This is a genomic window from Salinivibrio sp. IB282, from assembly GCF_001995685.1.
GTDB lineage: Bacteria > Pseudomonadota > Gammaproteobacteria > Enterobacterales > Vibrionaceae > Salinivibrio > Salinivibrio kushneri.
In genome coordinates, this window is sequence record NZ_MUET01000021.1 from 20709 (window position 1) to 42040 (window position 21332).

General features: G+C 51.0%; 22 protein-coding genes. 14 read left to right on the top strand and 8 right to left on the bottom strand.

Going from position 1 to position 21332, the window contains the following annotated elements:
• The first annotated feature begins 15 nt into the window (after positions 1-15).
• Positions 16-534, top strand: a complete 519-nt coding sequence (locus BZG14_RS06640; RefSeq protein ID WP_131825168.1) for a hypothetical protein — start codon at positions 16-18, stop codon at positions 532-534.
• On the opposite strand, the gene BZG14_RS06645 is transcribed toward BZG14_RS06640, so the two are convergent.
• Both BZG14_RS06645 and BZG14_RS06650 read right to left on the bottom strand, forming a co-directional pair.
• On the bottom strand, positions 531-758 hold the full coding sequence (locus BZG14_RS06645; RefSeq protein WP_077457835.1) for a DUF3820 family protein: 228 nt from the start codon (positions 756-758) through the stop codon (positions 531-533). The two genes, BZG14_RS06640 and BZG14_RS06645, sit on opposite strands and share 4 nt — an antisense overlap.
• 17 nt (positions 759-775) lie before the next feature.
• Positions 776-1315: an NUDIX hydrolase gene (locus tag BZG14_RS06650; protein WP_077486638.1), complete on the bottom strand. Its 540-nt coding sequence runs from the start codon at positions 1313-1315 to the stop codon at positions 776-778.
• A 183-nt stretch (positions 1316-1498) separates the two neighbouring features.
• On the opposite strand from BZG14_RS06650, the gene BZG14_RS06655 reads away from it, so the two are divergent.
• The 3 genes from BZG14_RS06655 (at position 1499) to BZG14_RS06665 (ending at position 3702) form a co-directional block, all read left to right on the top strand.
• Positions 1499-2650 carry an HD-GYP domain-containing protein gene (locus BZG14_RS06655; protein WP_077486637.1) on the top strand — a complete coding sequence of 384 codons (1152 nt, stop codon included), beginning with the start codon at positions 1499-1501 and terminating at the stop codon, positions 2648-2650.
• A gap of 74 nt (positions 2651-2724) precedes the next feature.
• The gene (locus BZG14_RS06660) at positions 2725-3156 is read left to right on the top strand and encodes a DUF3010 family protein (RefSeq protein WP_077608301.1); all 432 of its coding nucleotides are present in this window, start codon (positions 2725-2727) and stop codon (positions 3154-3156) included.
• A 21-nt stretch (positions 3157-3177) separates the two neighbouring features.
• Complete coding sequence (locus BZG14_RS06665; protein WP_077486636.1) at positions 3178-3702, top strand: methylated-DNA--[protein]-cysteine S-methyltransferase; 525 nt, start codon at positions 3178-3180, stop codon at positions 3700-3702.
• Between the two features lie 7 nt (positions 3703-3709).
• On the opposite strand, the gene BZG14_RS06670 is transcribed toward BZG14_RS06665, so the two are convergent.
• Together BZG14_RS06670 and pdsO are read right to left on the bottom strand one after the other, a co-directional pair.
• Positions 3710-4138: a GNAT family N-acetyltransferase gene (locus tag BZG14_RS06670; protein ID WP_077486635.1), complete on the bottom strand. Its 429-nt coding sequence runs from the start codon at positions 4136-4138 to the stop codon at positions 3710-3712.
• A 93-nt stretch (positions 4139-4231) separates the two neighbouring features.
• Positions 4232-4948, bottom strand: coding sequence for a sortase-associated OmpA-like protein PdsO (pdsO, locus tag BZG14_RS06675; protein WP_158011734.1), 717 nt, complete (start codon positions 4946-4948; stop codon positions 4232-4234).
• Between the two features lie 205 nt (positions 4949-5153).
• Here pdsO and pdsR point away from each other — a divergent pair, with 205 nt between their 5' ends.
• The 4 genes from pdsR (at position 5154) to BZG14_RS06695 (ending at position 9151) form a co-directional block, all read left to right on the top strand.
• Positions 5154-5852: a proteobacterial dedicated sortase system response regulator gene (gene pdsR / locus BZG14_RS06680; protein WP_077486633.1), complete on the top strand. Its 699-nt coding sequence runs from the start codon at positions 5154-5156 to the stop codon at positions 5850-5852.
• On the top strand, positions 5849-8074 hold the full coding sequence (gene pdsS / locus BZG14_RS06685) for a proteobacterial dedicated sortase system histidine kinase (protein WP_077608302.1): 2226 nt from the start codon (positions 5849-5851) through the stop codon (positions 8072-8074). The genes pdsR and pdsS overlap by 4 nt, the downstream gene beginning before the upstream one ends.
• 111 nt (positions 8075-8185) lie before the next feature.
• On the top strand, positions 8186-8854 hold the full coding sequence (locus BZG14_RS06690) for a glutathione S-transferase family protein (RefSeq protein ID WP_077486631.1): 669 nt from the start codon (positions 8186-8188) through the stop codon (positions 8852-8854).
• 90 nt (positions 8855-8944) lie between these two features.
• The gene (locus BZG14_RS06695) at positions 8945-9151 is read left to right on the top strand and encodes a DUF1289 domain-containing protein (RefSeq protein ID WP_077457855.1); all 207 of its coding nucleotides are present in this window, start codon (positions 8945-8947) and stop codon (positions 9149-9151) included.
• Here BZG14_RS06695 and BZG14_RS06700 read toward each other — a convergent pair.
• Positions 9119-9496 (bottom strand): hypothetical protein, encoded by a 378-nt coding sequence (locus BZG14_RS06700; protein ID WP_077486648.1) that lies wholly within the window; start codon positions 9494-9496, stop codon positions 9119-9121. The two genes, BZG14_RS06695 and BZG14_RS06700, sit on opposite strands and share 33 nt — an antisense overlap.
• A 149-nt stretch (positions 9497-9645) precedes the next feature.
• Between BZG14_RS06700 and BZG14_RS06705 the strand changes: the two genes are divergently transcribed.
• From BZG14_RS06705 to BZG14_RS06715, 3 genes are all read left to right on the top strand, one after another.
• On the top strand, positions 9646-9879 hold the full coding sequence (locus tag BZG14_RS06705; protein ID WP_077486630.1) for a DUF3283 family protein: 234 nt from the start codon (positions 9646-9648) through the stop codon (positions 9877-9879).
• Between the two features lie 502 nt (positions 9880-10381).
• Entirely contained in the window at positions 10382-12292 is a 1911-nt protein-coding gene (locus BZG14_RS06710) for a methyl-accepting chemotaxis protein (RefSeq protein WP_077608303.1), read from the top strand.
• Positions 12293-12457: 165 nt separating this feature from the next.
• A complete protein-coding gene (locus tag BZG14_RS06715) occupies positions 12458-12835 on the top strand; it encodes a hypothetical protein (protein ID WP_077608304.1) in 378 nt (125 codons plus the stop codon).
• Here the strand turns inward: BZG14_RS06715 and BZG14_RS06720 are convergent.
• Positions 12810-14270, bottom strand: coding sequence for a TrkH family potassium uptake protein (locus tag BZG14_RS06720; RefSeq protein ID WP_077608305.1), 1461 nt, complete (start codon positions 14268-14270; stop codon positions 12810-12812). The two genes, BZG14_RS06715 and BZG14_RS06720, sit on opposite strands and share 26 nt — an antisense overlap.
• Before the next feature lie 235 nt (positions 14271-14505).
• Entirely contained in the window at positions 14506-16308 is a 1803-nt protein-coding gene (locus BZG14_RS06725) for a DEAD/DEAH box helicase (RefSeq protein ID WP_077608306.1), read from the bottom strand.
• A 351-nt stretch (positions 16309-16659) separates the two neighbouring features.
• On the opposite strand from BZG14_RS06725, the gene BZG14_RS06730 reads away from it, so the two are divergent.
• From BZG14_RS06730 to BZG14_RS06740, 3 genes are all read left to right on the top strand, one after another.
• On the top strand, positions 16660-18642 hold the full coding sequence (locus BZG14_RS06730) for an exoribonuclease II (protein WP_077608307.1): 1983 nt from the start codon (positions 16660-16662) through the stop codon (positions 18640-18642).
• Positions 18643-18857: 215 nt separating this feature from the next.
• A complete protein-coding gene (locus BZG14_RS06735; RefSeq protein ID WP_077608308.1) occupies positions 18858-20087 on the top strand; it encodes a GGDEF domain-containing protein in 1230 nt (409 codons plus the stop codon).
• Positions 20084-20566, top strand: a complete 483-nt coding sequence (locus tag BZG14_RS06740) for a C40 family peptidase (RefSeq protein WP_077608309.1) — start codon at positions 20084-20086, stop codon at positions 20564-20566. The genes BZG14_RS06735 and BZG14_RS06740 overlap by 4 nt, the downstream gene beginning before the upstream one ends.
• On the opposite strand, the gene BZG14_RS06745 is transcribed toward BZG14_RS06740, so the two are convergent.
• Positions 20557-21153 (bottom strand): DNA-3-methyladenine glycosylase I, encoded by a 597-nt coding sequence (locus BZG14_RS06745; protein WP_077608310.1) that lies wholly within the window; start codon positions 21151-21153, stop codon positions 20557-20559. The two genes, BZG14_RS06740 and BZG14_RS06745, sit on opposite strands and share 10 nt — an antisense overlap.
• Positions 21154-21332: the final 179 nt, after the last annotated feature.

Here is a 21332-nt window from a genome sequence, read left to right on the forward strand (position 1 = left end):
TCGCATGTGGTGTTTATGGACGCGTCTGAAATTATTTCCCATTTTGATGTTAAACAACGCTGGATGGCATGCCACGTAAAAAAAGCGCAATTCCCAACCAAAGAAAGCCTCGCGGGCTTTGATATCTATCACGCCGCCGCTAAGCCTCCTCAACCTTTCGAGCCACCCAGCGTACCGGACAAACAACCGCTAACGCTATATTGGGTCAACAACCACCCACTGATGATTCAATACGCCAAGCTTCAGGCGCAACAGTGGCCAGAATCAGATCGCGCCACTATGCTCGCTTACTTTGCCCAGCTTGCGCTTGAAGATGGCGTTGAAATTGACGACGCCACAGTAACGCTATGCATCGGCACTCAAAACGGGGAAACCTATGCCGCCGCCATGCGAGTCGATACAGTGTTAGACGGTCAAGCAGTCAGTGGTATTTATGATCTGATTGCCCCCAGCGACGACGCCCGCGCACAACTTCTTTATGCACTTAGTCAGAAGATCAACGGCGACGACAGGCTGTGGGTCATCGACCGCTAGTGGGCGGGACGAAGATTCTTGAGAGGGTGAACCACTTCCTCAAGCCCTTCCACTTTGAGGGCCAGGCACAGCTTCATCAGCTCTCCTAGCTCGCCTTTTGGAAACTCGGCTTTGTTTTGAAACCACAGTAAGTATTCTTCAGGCAGATCAATCAATACACGTCCTGCGTACTTGCCAAACGGCATGGGCATGTTGGCCAATTTAATCAGTTGCGCTTTGTCCATGAAGCAGACCTTGTCGATTACGCCGAGGCTTGTTGGGTGTTCTCACGCTGCTGAGCAATCATTTCAAGCAACATGGTTTCTCGCACCAACGACTGGCCAGCTTTCTCGCTGTTTGCCATCACTGCTTTGTTATGCGCAATTGCATGGTCAATGCTCACCCACACCGGCCGCATACCGTTATTGATTTCATAGTGCTCAAAGGTCGGTGTGCCGAGATCACGATCAACGCGGCAGTAAAAACAATACGACAGCATATGCATCACATCCGCACCATCACGATACCAAGGGCGGTACTCTTCACAACAGCCAAACGGGCGAATATCTCGAATCTGTTGCGCGCCTGTCTCTTCTTCTAGCTCACGGATCATAGCTTGCTCTGGCGTTTCGCCCTCATCCATACCGCCACCTGGCAGTGAGTAATCATCATAGCGTGCGGTGTACATCAGCAAAATCTCATCACCATCTAACGCGATGGCTCGCGCAGCATTTCGCTTGATAATGGCTTTATCTTCCAGCGGTAGCACCCGCTCATCCGTATGTTTGGCTATGATTTGCATAGTTACTCGCGTCATTAAAAAAAAGGCGCACAAGGATACCACACATAGCGCATTACAGAGCGGATGATCTTGCGCGCACAAAAACTTAATTTTCGCCGCATTTAAATAGCGTGGGTACGTCCTTTGAGCAATACTGTTTCCGATATTCATATCGGGATGATTATGTAGGAAGGACAATCTAGGATGTTGCAAAAAATTGGTATACAGCAGCTAACCCTTGGCATGTATGTTGAACACATCGAAACTGAACACTCCCGCACACGTATGGCAAAACCTGGCTATGTGCGTCGACCTGAAACGATTGAAAAGCTGCGTCAAAGTGGGGTGAAGCATATTTGGGTTGATGCGGACCAACTATTAAACCTGGATGAGATCCACTACAAAGGCCCTTTGGTCAGAGGGAAGTATGCCGCGACAGGCGCGGATATGGAAAAAGCCCGAGAATTAATCGATGCCTCAAAACAACAGCTTTGTCGGTTATTAAAAGATATCTACGCCAATAAGCCTATCGATATGACGCCTATCGAGGATTTAGGGCTCAGTATTGTTGATAATATCTTTGAACGACAGCACGCCGTTGCCTGGATCAGCGGTATTCGCGACAAGAGTGCTTACCTGATGGAGCACTCGCTCAATGTAGCCTTTTTGTTGGTGAGTTTTGGCAGGCATCTGGGGTTTGATCACGCGACTTTGCAAGAGCTTGCCGTCGGTGGATTAGTGCACGATATCGGTAAAGTGCTGGTTGCCGATGACGTGCTCAATAAACCGGGAAAACTGACCGCTGAAGAGTTCGACCACATGAAACTCCACCAAGTTTTTTCTCAGCCAGTACTGGATAGTATCCCTGACCTCTCACAAATCGCTCGCGATGTAAGCTTGATGCATCATGAAAAGCTTGATGGCAATGGCTACCCTAACGGATTACAAGGTGAAGAAATACATACGATTGGCCGCATGAGTGGCATTGTCGATATCTATGATGCGCTCACCGCCGATCGTTGCTATAAGCGAGCCATGTCACCGGCAGAAGCGTTTAAAATCATGATGGGACTGACTCCGTTTCATTTGGATCCCACTTTGTTGCGTGCGTTTATTCAGTGTATTGGCTTTTATCCGATTGGTTCGTTAGTGGAACTTGTCGATGGGCGTATTGGTTTAGTGTGGCAAGAGAACCTTGATGACATCACGCGTCCAGTTGTGAAAACCTTCTACTCCGTGCGCAGTAACCATTTTCGCGACGTCGAGTATATTGATCTCGATAAGCGCCATGATTTGCGTATCGCCCGCGCCACCAGCGAGAAAGCGCTTGATATCAATGTCGATGCATTTCGTTAATCCTGTGACGAGGCGAAGGCTTTTGCGTATACTGCCCTCCCTCAGTGACAATGCCTTAAGATAGAGAGAGAAAAATGAGAGTTTGCGCGGTTGATTTAAAAGCGAATGAAGCGAACCTGGTCTTGCTAGATAGTGACAATCATTTGTTTTCGGTGCCTGAGTGTCGAGCCAAGAAAATTACGCTGCCCTCGCCAGAAGCCCAAGAGAGTATTCAACATTTCCATCGCACCATGAGCAAGCTCATCGAAGACTATCAAGTGGATAAAATCGTTATCCGTGAGCGCCAGACCAAAGGCAAATTTGCAGGTAGTAGTGCGGGCTTTAAAATGGAAGCTGTTTTGCAACTGATCGAAGGCGTTGACGCCGAAGTCTTCTCCTCCAACGTGATGAAACAAACGCTAAAACGTCATCCCATCGATGTAAACTTAAAAGAGCTAGGCTTAAAGCAWTTTCAGGAAAATGCCTTTCTTACCGCTTGCGCCTATTGTAATCAAGACAAGAAATAACGTGCCGAACACGGAGGTACCATGAGCAAGAGAGCCTACTCTTCCCCTCTGGGGCCATTAAAATTGCTAGCCAATAACCAGGGATTAACCGCTCTGTACCTCCCTAACCGCGCACCGAATCATACTGATCACGTCAGTTCGCCAGAAAGCGGCGCTATTCTCGAGCTGGCCTGCCACCAACTTGATGAATACTTTGCAGGCACTCGACAGTTATTCTCGGTGCCTCTTGCCCCGCAGGGGACAGCCTTTCAGCAGCGCGTATGGCAGGCACTGCAATCGATCTCTTTTGGTGAAACGGCCAGTTACCAAGCGATCTCGCATCTGATCGGTAATCCAAAAGCCAACCAAGCTGTAGGCAGTGCCAATGGCAAAAATCCGATTTCTATTATTATCCCTTGTCATCGGATTATTGGCCGCCAAGGACAGTTGGTCGGCTATGGAGGGGGATTAACCGCCAAACGCGCATTGCTGACTTGGGAAGCAACAGGCAAGTGGCCCGACGCTGTTTCGAGCGAACTGAGCAGCACAGATCCCGCCCTGCCTTAGCWTCTGCTCACGCGGCCAGCGGTTTGATCAACCGTTCTGGGGTCAGCTGAAAACCACAGTGCATATAAAAACTCTGCGCATCTTCCTTGTGGTAACTTGGAACCACTTCAATGTGATCACACCCTCTTGCTATCAGCGCCTGCTCGGCAGCGACGAGCAGTTGACGCCCCAACGTCATATCACGGAATGGTTCGTCAACAATAATGGTGCTAATGCGCCCCATGTGGCCTGATAAACCTAATTGTGGGATCACCTGACAGACCACCACACCCGCCACCAAGCCGCAAAGCTCAGCCACGCTGACTGACACCAAGTCTTGATTAAGTAAGTGCCTGATATGGCGCTGCATCTGACGCTTGTCTACGTTATCTGACTGGCAAAGTGCGCAGAGTTGGCTAATGGCATCGATGTCTTTATCAATGGCTTGTCTTATCATTATCGTCTTCCTTGTTTGGGTTACCCCACCCGCAGACTGCTGGCTCAATCTACCGATGAGGCGTTGTGTTGTAAAAAGCGCGGGGATGGGTGACTAACGCTGAGCGGTTGGCGTATCCGCCATACGGCTTACCGTCACACGGCGGTCAAAGAAAAAGCCCTCATTTCCCGCTTGATTATCCAGTGGCTGACTGTCCCCATACGCCACCGTGTTGAGCTGATGCGGATCCACACCTAACGAGACGAGATAATCTTTGACTGCCTGCACGCGGCGTTCCGACAGTGCTTGGTTATAGCCTTGACGCCCTCTTGGGTCGGCATAGCCTGCGAGTTGCCATTGCGCATTTGGCATTTGTTGAATAAACCCGGCTAGCTCGTCGAGCTGGATCATAAAGTGCGGCTCGATATCTGCTGAGCTGGTGCGAAACTGAATATTCATCGCCAAGGCAAGATCGTCCACCTGATGCTGCGCACTGCGCAAACGCGCGAGTTCAAGCTGCGCTTCATTGTATTTTTGGCTAATCCGACTCAGTGATTGATTCTCGTCTCGGATCGTTTGAATCGTCTCACCCTGCTCGTCGGCCAAGTCTTCATAGCTGGCATTTTGTCCCATCACGGTGCCAATAATGGCCCCTGCAACCGCGCCGACAGGGCCTGCCACCACCGCTCCTGCGATGGCACCGCTTCCCATCCCGATCAACTCAGGCTGTTTATTGCGTTCAACCTCACTGGCGGCCATCCCTTGTGGTGTGGCGACCGCGAACATTGAAACGGCGAATACAGAGTGTGTAAGTGCTTTTTTGATATCCATAATGTCCTCGAAAGTGTGGTTGTTGTGCCGTGCTGGCGATGAGGACATTAAAACAAGCCGATCAGGCATTTTGCGGGAGTAAAAATGGCAATCTGGCGATCAATAGTGGCAAAAAAATGGCAATTGACGTTTCATGCGCGAAGAGGGTTTTCTCTGCACACAGTTTGGGTATAGTCATCACAACGCAAGATACGAAGACAGAGTTATGAAACACATCGCGATAGTGGAAGATGACGCGGCGATCCGAGAAAACTACGCCGATGTTATTCGCCGCCAGGGTTACCAAGTCCATACCTACCAAGACCGGCCCAGCGCGCAGGTGGCCTTTGAGCGGCAATTGCCCGACCTAGCGATCATTGATATAGGCTTAGGCAATGAAATCGATGGGGGGTTTGCCCTTTGCCAATCCCTCCGCGCCTTGTCGGCGACGGTGCCGATTATATTCCTCACCGCGCGCGACAGTGACATTGATACCGTGGTTGGGTTGCGGATGGGCGCGGATGATTACCTCACCAAGGATGTGTCTTTGCCGCATTTAATGGCACGTATTGCCGCCTTGTTCCGTCGCTCAGACTTATTGGCACAAAGCCCGTCTAAAGCGGATAAGCGTCTCCAGTGTGGCCCTCTTGACCTCGACCTGGACCGGATGCGGGTCTATTGGCATGACCAACTGATTGATCTCACCGTGACCGAATTTTGGATGGTACACGCCCTCGTCAAACGACCCGGGCATGTTAAAAGCCGTCAAGCGCTCATGGATGAAGCACATGCTGTGGTGGATGACAGCACTATCACCTCACACATTAAACGAATTCGTAAGAAATTCATGGTGGTTGATAAGCAGTTTGATTGCATCAGTACCGTTTATGGCATGGGCTACCGTTGGGATGAGGCCCCCGAATGATCGCGAAGTTACACCCGCTTGCGCGTCGCGTATGGCAACACCTGGCTGGGATCCGTACCAAAATAGTGGTGCTATCGAGCTTTTTGCTGCTGTTGCCCTATCTGGGGTACCAATATGTGTGGGAGATGGAAACCGTACTACGACAAGGGCAAGAGCAAACCTTGATGGGGACGGCACGCGCCTTTGCCATGGGGATGAATGACCGACCGGCGCTCTTTGCTTATCGGCAAACGCCCTCAAAGCTGGAACCAGGAAAGGATCTCCACGCTTTTCGTCTTAACCACCCCATCAGGTTGGATGGCGACTTGAGCGACTGGCACCCAGATCGCCATCATCAACGCCTTTACCAGCGTGATGGCCTGATTTTTAACCAAGTCCCCTACCAGAGTGACCAATTGGCGTTGTCAGTGCTCACCGGCAGCAATACCGATTCTGTTTATTTCGGTCTCAATGTCACCGATACGACGCCAACCCCAGCTCAGAAAAAGGGAGATATAACCAGCCAAGATCACTTGATTATCGCGCTCACATCCCCTCAAGGGGCGTTTTATCGCGTCGCGCTCAGCCAAGCCCGCAACAGCGATAATGCCCATATCACTCATCTCGCCAATGGGCTACCGGAGCGGGCTGATGAGATCACGATGGAAGGCCCCGCTCAGCCCTTGCCCATCGCGGCAAAATGGCAAGCGACAGAAAAAGGGTACAGCATTGAAGTGAAACTCCCCGCCAATTGGATTGGCCAGCAGCTGGCGCTTGCCTATTATGATCGCGGCAATGGTTTCGAGCGGCCACTTAACGCCATCATCGGCAGTGCTTCAACGCGCTCGCCCACCACTCTGGGCAGCTTTATGATGCCCTCGGCCGCTATCCAATCTCTGATTGAGCGAATGAATAACGACGCCTCGCGCGTTTGGGTCGTCGACAAACACAGTCGCGTGCTCGCCAAAGATGGCGATATTCAAACCTCCAATGGCGTTTGGCAGCCTCAGTCGCCTTCAGACCAACCAGAGGGGTTGATCCCCTGGATAACCGACACACTACTGCGCCCCTGGTATGACCGCTTGCTCGTGACGCCACCCGATCACTTCATCGACGCCATGCAGCAAGCCTCTATTTACCAAGGCGTGCAGGCACAGCAAGCGTTGCAAGGACGGCCCTATGCGGGTTGGCGCAGCTCGGACGATAACCAAGCGATGATCTTATCCGCCGCCTATCCTATCTGGCTCGACGACCGTGTCGCCGGGGCGGTGATCGTCGAAGAGACCACCAACGGCATTCGCAGTTTACGTAATGACGCATTGGAAACCCTGTTTTCCGTCATGCTGGCAGTGATTTGTACCGGAGTGCTGTTGCTGCTGTTATTTGGATCCCATATCGCCAAGCGCTTACGCCGTCTCCAACACGAGGCCGACCACGCTATCGATAGCCAAGGCCGAGTCACCGGCGCCATAACCACCACGCATAGCCATGACGAGATTGGCCGGCTGTCACGCACCATGGCCGACATGGTCAGCCGAATTGCCGGGTATAATCACTACTTGGAAGCTATGAGTTCGCGGTTATCCCACGAGCTACGCACGCCGATTGCCGTGGTGCGATCCTCGCTTGAGAACATGGCCTACACCCAGGAAAACCCAGCGCATTTAACCTACATTAACCGCGCGCAAGATGGGGTTCAGCGCCTCGCGGGGATTTTATCGACGTTAACCGAGGCCACCCGCCTAGAGCAGAGCTTTGATAACGCTGACAAGGAGACTGTGGATCTCAATGCCTTACTAGAAGGCTGTACCCAAGGCTACCAATTCGCTTACCCAGAGAAGACCTTTACCCTAAGCCTGCCCCACCACACCGTAAAGGTATGCGGTGTCCCTGATTATCTCGCGCAATTACTCGACAAGCTTATCGCCAATGCCGTGGAGTTTGACGACGGCACCACTCCCATCGCCTTATCGCTATCACAAGATACACATCAGGTCGCGATGAGCGTGAGCAATCATGGTCCATTGCTCCCCGAGCATATGCGCGAGCAACTTTTTAACTCTATGGTCAGTGTCCGCCCTGATGGTCAGAACGCGGATAAGCCTCATCTTGGCTTAGGACTGTATATCGCACGGTTAATCGCCGACTTTCACCAAGCCGAGCTTGTCGCTGCCAACCGGCCACACGGAGATGGTGTGACGCTGTCACTTATATGGCCCAATACACAGTCAATCACACACTGATTGATCTTAAACAGATTGGTCCCAATACTGATTAGCAGTGCCCTGTATTGATAAGGGACCGGTTTTTTACGGGATCACTCACCGCGTGACACCCCCGAGCAAGGAGCCAATATGATTGAATTTTATTCTGCTGCGACACCTAACGGGCAAAAAGTGGCGATTGCGCTAGAAGAAATGGGGCTGGATTATCAACTCCACAGCGTTGATCTCATGGCCAATGAGCAAAAACAGCCCGATTTTTTAGCCATCAACCCCAACGGTCGTATTCCCGCGATTGTCGATAGAGCCAATGGCGACTTTCCTGTCTTTGAGTCAGGGGCAATTTTACTTTATCTCGCCGAAAAAACGGGGCAGTTCTTACCCAAGGATCCCAAGGCGCGCTCGCAGGCAATTCAGTGGCTGATGTTCCAAATGGGAGGCGTGGGGCCAATGATGGGGCAAGCCAATGTCTTCTATCGCTATTTCCCAGAGACGATCCCCGCCGCGATTGAGCGCTATCAAAAAGAAGGCCGCCGCCTCCTTGAAGTGGTCGATAAGCAACTGCAACAGCACCCTTACTTGGCAGGAGATAGCTATACCATTGCTGATATGGCCACGTGGCCATGGGCGAGGATCCATGAATGGAGCGGTGTCGATGTTAGCGGATTAGACGCGCTACAAGCGTGGCTAGACAAACTCGCCGCGCGTCCTGCTTGTCAAAAAGCATTACTGACTCCCGCGCCTGATGAGGCAACAGACGATGAACGGGCCGAGCAAGTACGCGGCATGGTGACGCGATAGCAAACTCGCTATACTAACGCGTCATGTTCGAGTCAGACAGACAGCCTATCAACTGTCTGTCTGCTAGTTTGGTCGTTTTGAGGAGGTCGCGTGTTAACACCTTGCATTGGTCACTGTCGGCGTGAAGAAGACATTTGCCTCGGTTGCAAGCGCACGCTTGACGAAATTGTTCGCTGGGGAAAAATGACGGACACCGAGCGCGAAACCATTATGTTAGAGCTGGAAAATCGACCAGACCCTTGCCCTACTGACCCGCCTCGCCGCTCACGAAACCCGTTCAAGCGCCGCACTGGCTGAAGGCGCAAGCGGTTTGCGATACTCGATAATCACCGTACTGCCCTCATAATGCACGGCTTCAATCGCCCCATCGACGATCACTTTACTGGTCACGAGCACGTCTTGCTCGACCTGTTCGCGGTCGCGCAAGCTGGGCAGAACCTTGTTCGGCTCAACGCCCATTGCTTGGCAAAACGCAAACACAAACTGGCTATCAAGGACGGCATCGCCGTGAATGCACCGCGAAAAGCTAAGGTGGCTGATCTCAAGCTTTTTTGCCATTTCTATCTGGGTAATCCGAGCTTTCGCTTTATAAGACATCCATATCTCATACAAAGCCTGTCGGTCTTGCTCATTAAACGTCATCACGGTGTCCACTGGCTATCGTTTAAAAACCACTAGCCTAACAACCCAGTACGCCACAATGTCAGCTCGGGGTAAACGACGAGTAAATCTTGCTGGAATCGAGCAGCTCGGTTAGGATCCAAGAGCCCTGATCAGATAAGAGATGTGCTATGGACGTCAACTTGGCGAATCTACCTGCCGACGAGAAACAAAAAATTGAACTCGATAAACAAGCTGCCTACGCCGTATGGAAGGTAGTGAATAACCAAGCGCCACAAACCCTTTACCAGCAGGAAGCCAGCGCCTTAGTCGATTGGCAGCGCGAGGTGTATCTCGCCAGTGTAGAAAAATACCGTGCACAACCTGACGCCTTTATCATCCCTGAGACCGCTTCCTCCGAATAAGGTTTTACCAGCACCTTCGCATCGGTGCTGGCACCTGTCAGTCAGCGTACGCCACACGGTTTTTATTGCCGACATCATTACGCCAAGCATTCATACTTCTCACCCCCTCACCACTGTTTGGTTTTACCTTACTCGCTGCTGATAGGTGCTGAAAATAAAGCACTTATATCAGTAAGCCTCTTACACGGCGTTTAAAACCCGAACCCCTGTCTTTATTGCCTAATAATTCCTTCATCAAAACAGCACCAAATTGTTATACACTTTTCATCTATCAACTAGCAAAAACCGCCCCCTCCCTCTATTGTTATTCTTATCAAAAATTTCTTTTTTTATTTGGCACAAAGGCAATATAAGCACTAATTTCAAATAAACGTTGGCTGGGTGACTCCTGGTTGGGCAACAAAAAACCGCATAAAAAAGCGGACAATACACGCACACCAAGCACAGGAAGCACCCTTACTTTTTAGACAGGCAAACACGCGCTCAGTAAGGGGTAATTGTCATGACCTTAGGGTTTAAATCACGCATTATTTTGGGGGTCGGGCTGCTCGTCACCCTCTCGCTGGTGGTTCTCGGTTCGATCAATGCGATGTCATTACGTGACAAGATGGTCAGTGCCTTGGTCGAACAAACGAAAAACAAGGTTGATCACCATGTGCTTGAATTAGAGCAATTAGTTCAGTCTCAGCTCACTGCGGTAGAGCAAGGTGCCGGGCACTTCTCGAGAAATTTGACCGAGCCTGAGAATGTCGCACAAGTCCGTATGCTCGCGGACACCGCCGGTATTGCCAATGTGATCATGACCTACGAAAACGGTACGTCGTACATGTCTAATCACAATGGTAATGGTGTGACCACCAATGAATATAACTTCCGAGACCGAGACTGGTACCGCACGGTTAAATCCGATCAGTCCATTCACTTGACTGACATTTACACGGACAAGGTCACCGGTGGAAAAGTGATCAGCGCCGTGGCACCAGTGTTTGAAAACGGCCAGTTTATCGGCGCGCTGCTTGGTGATATTCCGTTAGAAGATGTCATCACGCAAGTCAGTGAGATGCGCTTTGCAGGGGGCGCGGCTACACTGGCGGATCAAAACGCCGTGTTTTTCGCGAGTGATGATCCTAATGATATCGGCAAGACCCCCTCGCAGGTAAGCGCGAACTTTGCACAGATGGAAAGCATGTTCCGCAGTAGCGAGCAAGGTCACCTCACGTTCCCCTATTTAGGCATTCAATTTGATGGCTATTTCCAGCGAGTCAACCTAACCGAAAACAGGTATTGGACCCTGATGGTTTTTGTTGACCAAGAAACCGCCTTGGCGGGAGTTCGCGATGCCCAATTCGAATCGATTGGCACCGGTGTTGTCCTCCTTATCGCCAGTCTGGGTGCCATTTATGCGATTATTCAGTTTTCGTATCGCCCCTTACTCAAACTCAAAGAAGCAGTATTGGATCTGTCGCGCGGCGAAGGGGATCTCACCGCTCGCCTTGACGTGAACGGCAATGATGATTTGGCGCAAATCAGTGACGGCTTCAACCGCTTTGTCGAGAACTTACAAGGCATGATATTGAGCGTCGCCGAGTCGAGTCAGGCGATCTCCGCCAATATCAGTCAGCTTTCCCAAACGACCAGCGAAAACGAATCTGTGCTCGACGCGCACTCCTCTGAAACCGAGCAAGTGGTCACCGCTATCACTCAAATGAGTGAGAGCGCGCGAAACATTGCAGAAAACGTTTCTCAGTCAAACAGCATCACCGCCTCAGCCAGTAAAGAGGCCAACCAGTCACTCAAAGTGGTTGATAACGCTGTCGTCACGGTCAGTGCACTGGTTGATGAAGTGGAAGAAATGTCTGGCCGAATCACCAGCATGAACAAAGATGCGAACCGGATTAGTGACGTGCTGACGGTAATTGGCGAAATTTCCGAACAAACGAATTTGCTGGCGCTCAACGCGGCCATTGAAGCGGCGCGCGCTGGCGAGCAAGGCCGAGGTTTTGCAGTGGTTGCCGATGAAGTGCGTGCCCTCGCCGCTCGCACGCAAAGCAGCACCACGGAAATTTCTGAGATGCTCACCGCGTTACTCGATGGCACCTCGAGTGTGGTCGAAGCCATGGAGAAAACCAAAGAGCAGTGTCAGACCACGGCAGACAAAACCTCAGAAGTGTCTAACAGCTTGACCATCATGAGCTCATCTGTCACCGAAATCGACGATGTGAGCACCCAAATCGCCACGGCCACCGAGCAACAAAGCTCTGTCGCGGAAGAGCTGAGCAAAAACATGCTGTCGATTCGGGATATGGTGAATAAGCTGGTAGACAGTGGCAATCAAACCACCGCGGCCACCAAGTCGCTGACTCACTCGAACGAAGAGTTAGACCGCATGGTTCACAACTTTAAATTGCAATAAGTCAGCAAAGCCCTGTAGCTCAGCGGGATTGGCGTTGCAAGGCCGCGGCGCCATATCCCGTACCAAGCAAAACTCGGCTCAGCACGACACAAGCCAACTATGGCTGACGTTCACCCGATTAGGCAGTACATGACTGCCTGCTCCCTATTGGCTAGGGTTGTACCTATGTTTCGTTCTTTTCCAGCACACGCTTTAACCGCGACGTTTGCACAACAATACCAAACCATTCGTCAGCATTTTTTCAATCGAGACCCTGATCGTTGGCCCGTCTATCGGACGCCAGAGCTGGCTCATTGGCTAGAGAACGGCATGCACCCTGCCGTGGYCGACGCGGCGAGTCAATTTAATCAACAAACGCATATTCCCGAACAGAGTGACATTAGCGCCAAAACACTGCCTCACTTGGCACTGCAAGCCGCCACCTACTCCAAAGATTGGACATCACCCCGTGCGGTGGAAAACGTAATCACCGCTCCCTGCGATCCGGCGATACACGGGGCTCTGCTTGTTGGTCTAGTTACCAACGCCAAAAGTGCGGCATAAACAGCGTCAATACGGTGAAATACTCCAAACGCCCTAAGATCATGGCAATATTTAGGATCCAAATGCCTGTATCTGTCACCGGTTGGAAGTTACTGCCTACTTCACCAAAACCTGGCCCAAGCACATTGATACAGGCGACCACGGCGGTAAATGCCGACCAAAAATCGAGCCCGGTCATCATCATTAATAGGGTAAACACACCGGTGGTCAGCGCGGCTAGCGACATAAATGCCATCACCGCTTGAGTCACATCGTTCGAGACCACCTTGTCTTGATAACGAATCGGGATCACGGCCGAGGGGTGTACCAGTTGGTGTAATTGGCGACGAATGATTTTAAAAGTAACAATATCGCGAATAATTTTATTGCCGCCCGCCGTTGACCCTGAGCAGCCACCCAGATAGGCACAAAATACTAAAAATAAAGCGGTTGCCGCTGGCCACGAGCTAAGATCCGCGGCCCCAAACCCGGTACTGGTAATAAAAGAGACCACATGGAACGCCGCAAAGCTTAGTGATACCCAGAGCGATTCATAACGAGCTTCACCATAAAGGTAAAAACCCAGCACTAGGGAGAGACACGCCACCACAATCAAAAATACCCGTGACTCTTCATCATCGATATACAGTTTTAAACCGCGCCAACCGATACGGAAAATACGAAAATGCAAACCAAAATTGATCGCGCCCAGCAGCATAAACACATTAGAAATCATTAAGATAAGATGACTTTGAAAGTGCCACATACTGGCATCGTGGGTGGAGAATCCCCCGGTTGAGACGGTAGAAAAACTATGCGCGATCGCATCGTACACACTCATTCCAGCCACATAATAGGCCAGCGCACATACAAGGGTGATCACCACATATACCCCCCACAAATAGTGCGCCGTTTTTGAGATTCGGGGGGAGAGTTTTTCGTCTTTGATTGGCCCGGGCGTTTCCGCTTTTAATAGCCGCATGCCACCCACGTTGAGCATTGGCAATACCGCGACCACGAAGATCACCACGCCAAGCCCCCCCATCCATTGCAAAAATTGGCGGTAGAGCAAGAACGAAGCAGGCATATTGTCCAAGCCACTTAAAATGGTGGCCCCTGCCGTACTCAGCGCACTGATCGACTCAAAGGTGGCATCAGTAAAGTTAACCCCAGTGACCAACTCTATCGGAATACCGCCCAGCAACCCCACCAATATCCAGGTCAGCGTCGAAAACAGTAACGCATCGCGAAAGGTGACCTGATTGAGTTTGCTTTGCCGAAAAAGCCACGAGATGACCAATGATGAAATCATCATTAGCAAGGAAGGATAAAAGAAGTCAGTTGAGACACCATCGCGGAAAATAAAAAGCGATAAGAGTCCAAAAACAAATTGGACAACACCCATCCATAAAATAGGCATGCCAAGTAGACGCAGGGTATTTTTAAAGTTAATCATGACAGAGGCAACTCATCATTAACACGCTCGTGGTTTATCGATCCATCGCCACCACGCGTAGCGACAAACAGTGGCGTGACGCTTATCACCTCACCGTTTAACTATATCGGTCTTATTCCTGAATGTCATTGTGGATTAAAGACCTCATATCTACGTCGTTAATACCCTGCATACAAGGCATTACATCGCAGACACGTTAAAAAAAAGCCGGGCTTCACTGCCCGGCTTCCTAATTTTACTGTGCTTGACGACGTTCGCCGCGCGCAGGGCCACCACGACGCTCGTTGCCGCGGTCACGGTTGAAACGACGTTCGCCACGGCCACGCTCATTACGGCCACGACCGCCACCATTGCGGTCACCACCACGACGCTCACGCATGATCTGACCTTCAACACGCTGTGCGTTGGTCTCTTTTTGGCGAATGCGCAGTTTTTGCAACTGTGCAAACACGTCTTTCGGCATGGTTTTCGGCAGCTGTACAAACGTATGTGCCGGGGCCAGTTTGATCGCGCCAATGTTTTGCTTGTTTAAGCCAAGTTCATTCGCGATAGCACCCACAATATCTTTAACCTGAACACCTTGCTCACGACCCACGTCCAATTGGTACGTATCCCAATCAGCTGGGTTGGTGTCACGACGGTCAGTGCCATTTTGACGGTCATCACGACGACGTTCACGGCGTTGTTTCTCACGCTCCATCGCTGCAATCATCGGGTCTGGGCCCTTGTAGAACAATGGACGCTTGCCTTGCTGGCGTTGTAACAGCATCGCTGCCAAGGTGGTTGCATCCACGTCGATATCGTTTTGCAGTTGCTCAATCAGATCAACGAAAGGTGCCATGGCATCGCCATCTTTCTTTTCAGCTAACTCGCCGGCTAGTTGAGCGACACGTGCTTCCGCCACTTTATCGCGGTTTGGCAGCTGAATTTCTTCCATCTTGGTCTGCGTGACACGCTCAACCGTGCGCAGCATGCGCATTTGGTTAGGGCGCACCAACAGAATCGCTTTACCCGCGCGGCCAGCACGGCCAGTACGACCAATACGGTGAATGTAAGACTCCGCATCAAACGGAATATCATAGTTAAATACGTGAGTGATGCGCGGTACATCAAGGCCACGTGCCACGACGTCAGTCGCGACCAAAATATCAATCACGCCACGCTTTAAGTGATCAACCGTGCGCTCACGCAGTGACTGTGGGATATCCCCGTGCAGTGCCGCCGATTTAAAACCACGCGCTGACAACCAGTCGGCAAGACGCTCGGTGTCTTGGCGGGTGCGCACAAAGACGATAGACGCATCAGTGTCTTGCGTTTCTAGCAGACGGCTCATCGCTTCGTCTTTTTCAACACCTTTAACCACCCAGAACTGCTGCTCAACCTTCTCAACCGTACGGTTGCTACCCGCGACGTCGATACGCGCCGGCTCACGCAAGAAGCGATCAACGATTTGTTTAACGATAGGCGGCATGGTTGCCGAGAACAGGATGCGCTGTGCACTCTCAGGCGCTTGCTCCATGATCCAGGTAACATCGTCCACAAAGCCCATCTTGAGCATTTCATCCGCTTCGTCGAGGATAAAGGTATGCACTTCGTCGAGTTTCAAGCGATCGCGGTTGATCAAGTCTTTCACACGTCCTGGCGTACCAACCACGATGTGCGCGCCGCTTTTCAGCGCTTTCATTTGGTCAACAATCGACGCACCGCCGTAAATCTCAAGGACTTTTAAGCCTTTGATGTTTTGTGCCAGCGTCTTCATTTCCGCCGCGACTTGGATGGCAAGCTCACGCGTTGGTGCCATAACGATAGCTTGTGGCTTACGCTGGCTTAAGTCGACTTTGTTCAACAGCGGCAGCGAGAATGCAGCGGTTTTACCCGTACCGGTTTGTGCTTTACCGAGCGCATCACGGCCTTCGAGGAGTACAGGGATAGAAGCGGCTTGGATAGGTGTGGGGGTTTCAAAGCCCATTGAGTCAAGCGCAGACAAAAGGGTGTCGGCCAGATCTAACTGGCGAAATTTGGTTACAGATTCTTGCATTGGGATCCCAATCTATAGAGTGTAGCGAAACGGGGCCCCTCAAGCGTTCTGCTCAACCATGCAACACTGTCTTTTATACAGTGTTAGTCACCAGCGCCATGGGCCTCGGTCATTAAGGATGTGCATTCTGCGCTATTTACACTAAAAAAGCCAGAAAAAGTTGAACAAGTTCACAAAATTTGCGGCATGTGAGCAGGTTTATAGCAATTTGTACATAGAGGCAACAAAGGTCTCGGTCATTCTCCGGACTTTCCATACGTTTAAATCGAGTCACAGGATTTTAGTGTCACGGGTTGGTTTTGAAACAGTGAATCCGTATAGTGTGGCGATCCGTTTATCGAGACCCGAGTTATGTTTCAAGACAATCCCCTGCTAGCACAGTTAAAGCAACAAATCCAAGAAACCTTGCCGAAAAAAGAAGGCCAGGTAAAAGCCACCGAAAAAGGCTTCGGCTTCCTCGAAGTTGATGACAAGACCAGCCTTTTTATTCCGCCTCCTTATATGAAGAAAGTGCTCCACGGTGACCGTGTTGAAGCCTTTGTTCGCACCGAGAAAGACCGCGAAGTGGCTGAGCCGGATACGCTGGTAGAAGCCAGCTTAGATCGCTTTATTGGCCGTGTGCAGTGGGTCCGTAACCGTCTCAACGTGGTTCCCGATCACCCGCAAATGAAAGACGCCCAGCGCGCAAAAACGCAGCGTGGCTTGTCGCAAGACAACTTGAAAGAAGGTGACTGGGTCGTCGCGTCCCTCATCCGCCATCCACTGAAAGGCGATGACAACTTTATGTGCCAGGTCAGTGAAAAAATCACTGATGCGGAGGATAAAATTGCGCCTTGGTGGGTCACGCTGGCAAAACACAACTTGCCCAACCAAGAGCCGGCACCAAAAGATGAGTGGCCACTGCTGGAGCAAGGACTCGAACGTCGCGACCTGACTGATTTACCGTTTGTGACCATCGACAGTGAATCCACCAAAGACATGGACGACGCCCTGTATGTAAAAGCTAACTCACAAGGTGGCTTTTCCATGACAGTGGCCATTGCCGATCCAACGGCATACATTGATGCCGATGAGGCGCTCGATAAAGTCGCGCGTGACCGCGGGTTCACGATTTACTTGCCTGGGCGCAATATCCCAATGCTGCCGCGTGATCTGAGTGATGACTTATGTTCACTACGAGCCAACGAAAAGCGCCCGGCGCTTTGCTGTACCTTCAATATCGCTGCCGATGGCACCATTGCCGATGACGCAGAGTTCTTCTCGGCTTGGATTCAGTCACATGGCCAGCTGGCCTACGACAAGGTATCTGACTATATCGAACAAGGCGAACAGGCTGCATGGCAACCAGAAACACCGGCCATCGCCGACCAAATTCATCAGCTTCACCAGTTTGYACTTGCTCGCATTGAGTGGCGTGAAACGCATGCGGTGACCTTCCCCGACCGTCCTGATTATCGCTTTGAGCTCAGCGAAGACAACGATGTGATTGCCATCCACACCGATCAGCGCCGCATTGCCAATAGGATCGTGGAGGAGTCGATGATCAGCGCCAACATCTGCGCGGGTCGCAAGCTTCGTGACGCATTCGGGTTTGGTATCTTTAACACACACGCCGGCTTTAACAGTGAAAAGCTCGACGACGTGGTCGAGCTGGTAAAAGCGCACGACGGCGAAGCGGACAGCGAAAGCCTAGCCACCGTCGAAGGTTTCAGCGCACTCCGTCGCTGGTTAAATAGCTTAGATACCACCTATCTCGATAATCGCTTGCGCCGTTTCCAAGCCTACAGCGAAATTGGTCATGAGCCAGCACCACACTACGCGATGGGCCTAGATGTCTACGCCACGTGGACATCACCTATCCGTAAATACGGCGATATGATCAACCACCGTTTGCTCAAAGCGATTATTCGCGGCGAAACAGAGGCCTATGCCCCTGCCGATACCGTGGGTGAAGAGCTTGCCGGTCATCGTAAGCATCACCGGATGGCCGAGCGCGATGTCGCTGATTGGCTCTATACCCGCTTGCTCAAGCCAGAAGTTGAAGCGCAAACTCGCTACACCGCGGAGATTTTTGACATCAACCGAGCCGGAATGCGTGTACGCTTGCTTGAAAATGGCGCGCCTGCCTTTATTCCATCGTCGTTGATTATGGATAACAAAACGCGTATCGCTTGTGATAAAGAGACGGGCACAGTGACTATCGACGGGAATATTGAGTTCAAGCTCGGTGATAGCCTAGAAGTCGTTATCGCCGATATTAAAGAGACAACGCGCTCGATTGTGGCCAAGCCGACCCAGGTATTTACCCTGCCTGACGCGTCACCGAGCGAATAAACCTGTTCTCGCTCTAACCACGCCCGTCGTGCAAAATATCCGCAGAAAGCCAAGCATCGCTTGGCTTTCTTTTTGCCCCCAAAATGATAGTCTAATCATTAAAATAAACTGACTCGCTAGACCATTGCAGTTATCACATTCTCAGCGTCAGGCCACCCCCTAAGCAGCTATCCGTGGTACGTTAATGGTGTTACCTCAACCCAATAAGAGGTTTCATGGGATTTTCGCGTTCATCCGTGGTCCGTATGGGGACGCCCATTGTTTTACTGCTGCTGCTTGCCGCGAGCTATCAACCCTTGATGGACTCGCTAGCTCCCTATTACAACCTAATTTACGCGGCGCCGTATTTTCTGTTATTCACCGCGCTCCTTTTAAGCCACTTATTCAAAAGCGCCCGCGTCGGTATGATGGTGGTGATCTTATTAGTGGGATACACAGTGATCCTTACGCGACTACAATCGCCACTCAATCATGGCACGACCTACATGGAGTACTTGCTGCTCACGGTCGCGCTACCGATTAACTTGCTGTATATGATCATCGTACGCGATCAAAAACTCACCTCTCGATTTGGTCTGTTCTTTTTCCTCGCCATTGGTATGGAAATCGGCTGGTGTGCGCTTCTCGTGCAGCAATTCGGTGAGCTGTCTATCTCTCTCCATCAACACCCGGTATTAGTCAGAGTAACGTCAGTGAGCCCCATGCCATCGCTGCTGATCGTGCTGCTTTCTATTTTGGTCTGTGTCAGTATCATTCGACTGTTGCGCAAAAATAGTATTGAGGACCATGCCGCCTTTGTCAGCGTGTTATGCGGTGTCACAACCTTGGTGTTTTTTAATGTGCCTTTTATCTCTTCGCTGATATTTTCGTTGGCAGGTGTGTTATTGATTGCCAACCAGATATCGCTCAGCCACCAACTGGCCTTTGTGGATGGGCTTACCGAAATTGCGGGGCGTCGCGCACTTGAAGACGAGCTCAAACATCTGGGCCGCCAATATACCCTCGCGATGCTCGACGTTGACCACTTTAAAAAATTTAACGATAAATATGGTCACGAAACAGGCGACGATGTCCTTAAGCTCGTCGCCAAACATATGGCACATTGTGAAGGAGGCGCCAGTGCCTTTCGTTACGGCGGCGAAGAATTTACCTTGTTGTTTAAAGGAAAAACCAACGAACACTGCCTACCGTTTCTTGACGCCCTGCGTGAGGATATCGCCAATTACCCCTTAGTGCTGCGTGATGAATCGCGTCCTCATGATGACAAGCAAGGCCGGCAAAAGCGCGGACATGCCAGCGACAAAAAACCGGTCAATATTACTGTTAGCATTGGCTATGCCGATGCCTCGCAAGCCGACACCCCCGACGAGGTATTACAGTTGGCAGATAAAGCCTTGTACAAAGCCAAAGAGGCCGGGCGTAACTGCATTAAGGGCAGTGTATGAAGCATTGGTTAGTGATATTCGTTTTTACCGTTTTTCTGGCAGGCTGTGCGATGCAGCGTGACGCGGCAACGACAGCTGACATGCCGAAACCGGACAAAACGATTAGCGATCAAGCGCTAGACCAAGCACTTACCCAACTTTATCGTCAGTGGCAAGGCACCCCTTATCGGTGGGGAGGTACCTCACGCCAAGGCATCGATTGCTCAGCGTATACGCAACGCGTCTATCAAGAAGCGCTCGCCACGCCACTACCGCGCACCACCCACGGCCAAGCAAAAACCGGCTATGCCATTGACTATCAATCCGCACGACAAGGCGACCTGGTGTTCTTTCATATCCGCCCAGGCTTGCGTCATGTTGGTGTTTACCTTGGCGAGCAGCGATTTATGCATGCGTCAGCTTCCAAGGGTGTGACAGTGTCACGAATTGATAATCCTTACTGGCAAGCGCGATTCTGGCAATTCCGCCGTTACTTCTGAGTGTGCGCTTTTACCGAATCGGCCAGTTCGCAACAGGGTTGATACCGCGGACACGTGACGACATGATCATTGACCATGCCCAGCGCTTGCATCAACGAATAACAAATGGTTTCTCCCACAAACTTAAATCCACGCTTTTTCAAAAAGCGACTCATGGCACGGGACTTGTCCGTCGCAGTAGCCACATCGGCATCTGATTGATGCTGGTTCACAATCGGTACACCGTCAGTGAACTGCCAAAGTGCCTTAGCCAATGATCCGTACTGTTCCACCAGCGTTACTGCAGCCTTGGCATTGGTAAACACAGAGGCCACCTTCAGTCGATTACGGACAATCTCATGGTTGGCCATGATCTCAGCAATATCTGGTTCAGCCACCGCGGCAAGCTGATAAAAATCGAAGCGAGAGAAAGCGTCACGATAAGCCTGCCGTTTTTCCAGTATTAGCCGCCAATTTAATCCTGCTTGCGCGCCCTCTAAACAAATGAACTCAAAGATCGCTTGATCATCAAATGTCGGTACGCCCCACTCGGTATCGTGATACACACGTTCAGATTCACTGTACTGCGCCCATTGGCAAATTTTCATCTTTTTTCCCTTCTTCAAACACGACATCGGGTGTCAATTTTGTTGCTTATGGCACGAAATCAGCGAGTTAACTGGGTAAATGCTATCGTTATGTGCAATATGACGCTATCTTTGATCGCGATAAGTGCATGAAACGTAATATAACCGTTAATCCTTGTTATTGATGCCATCCATACATA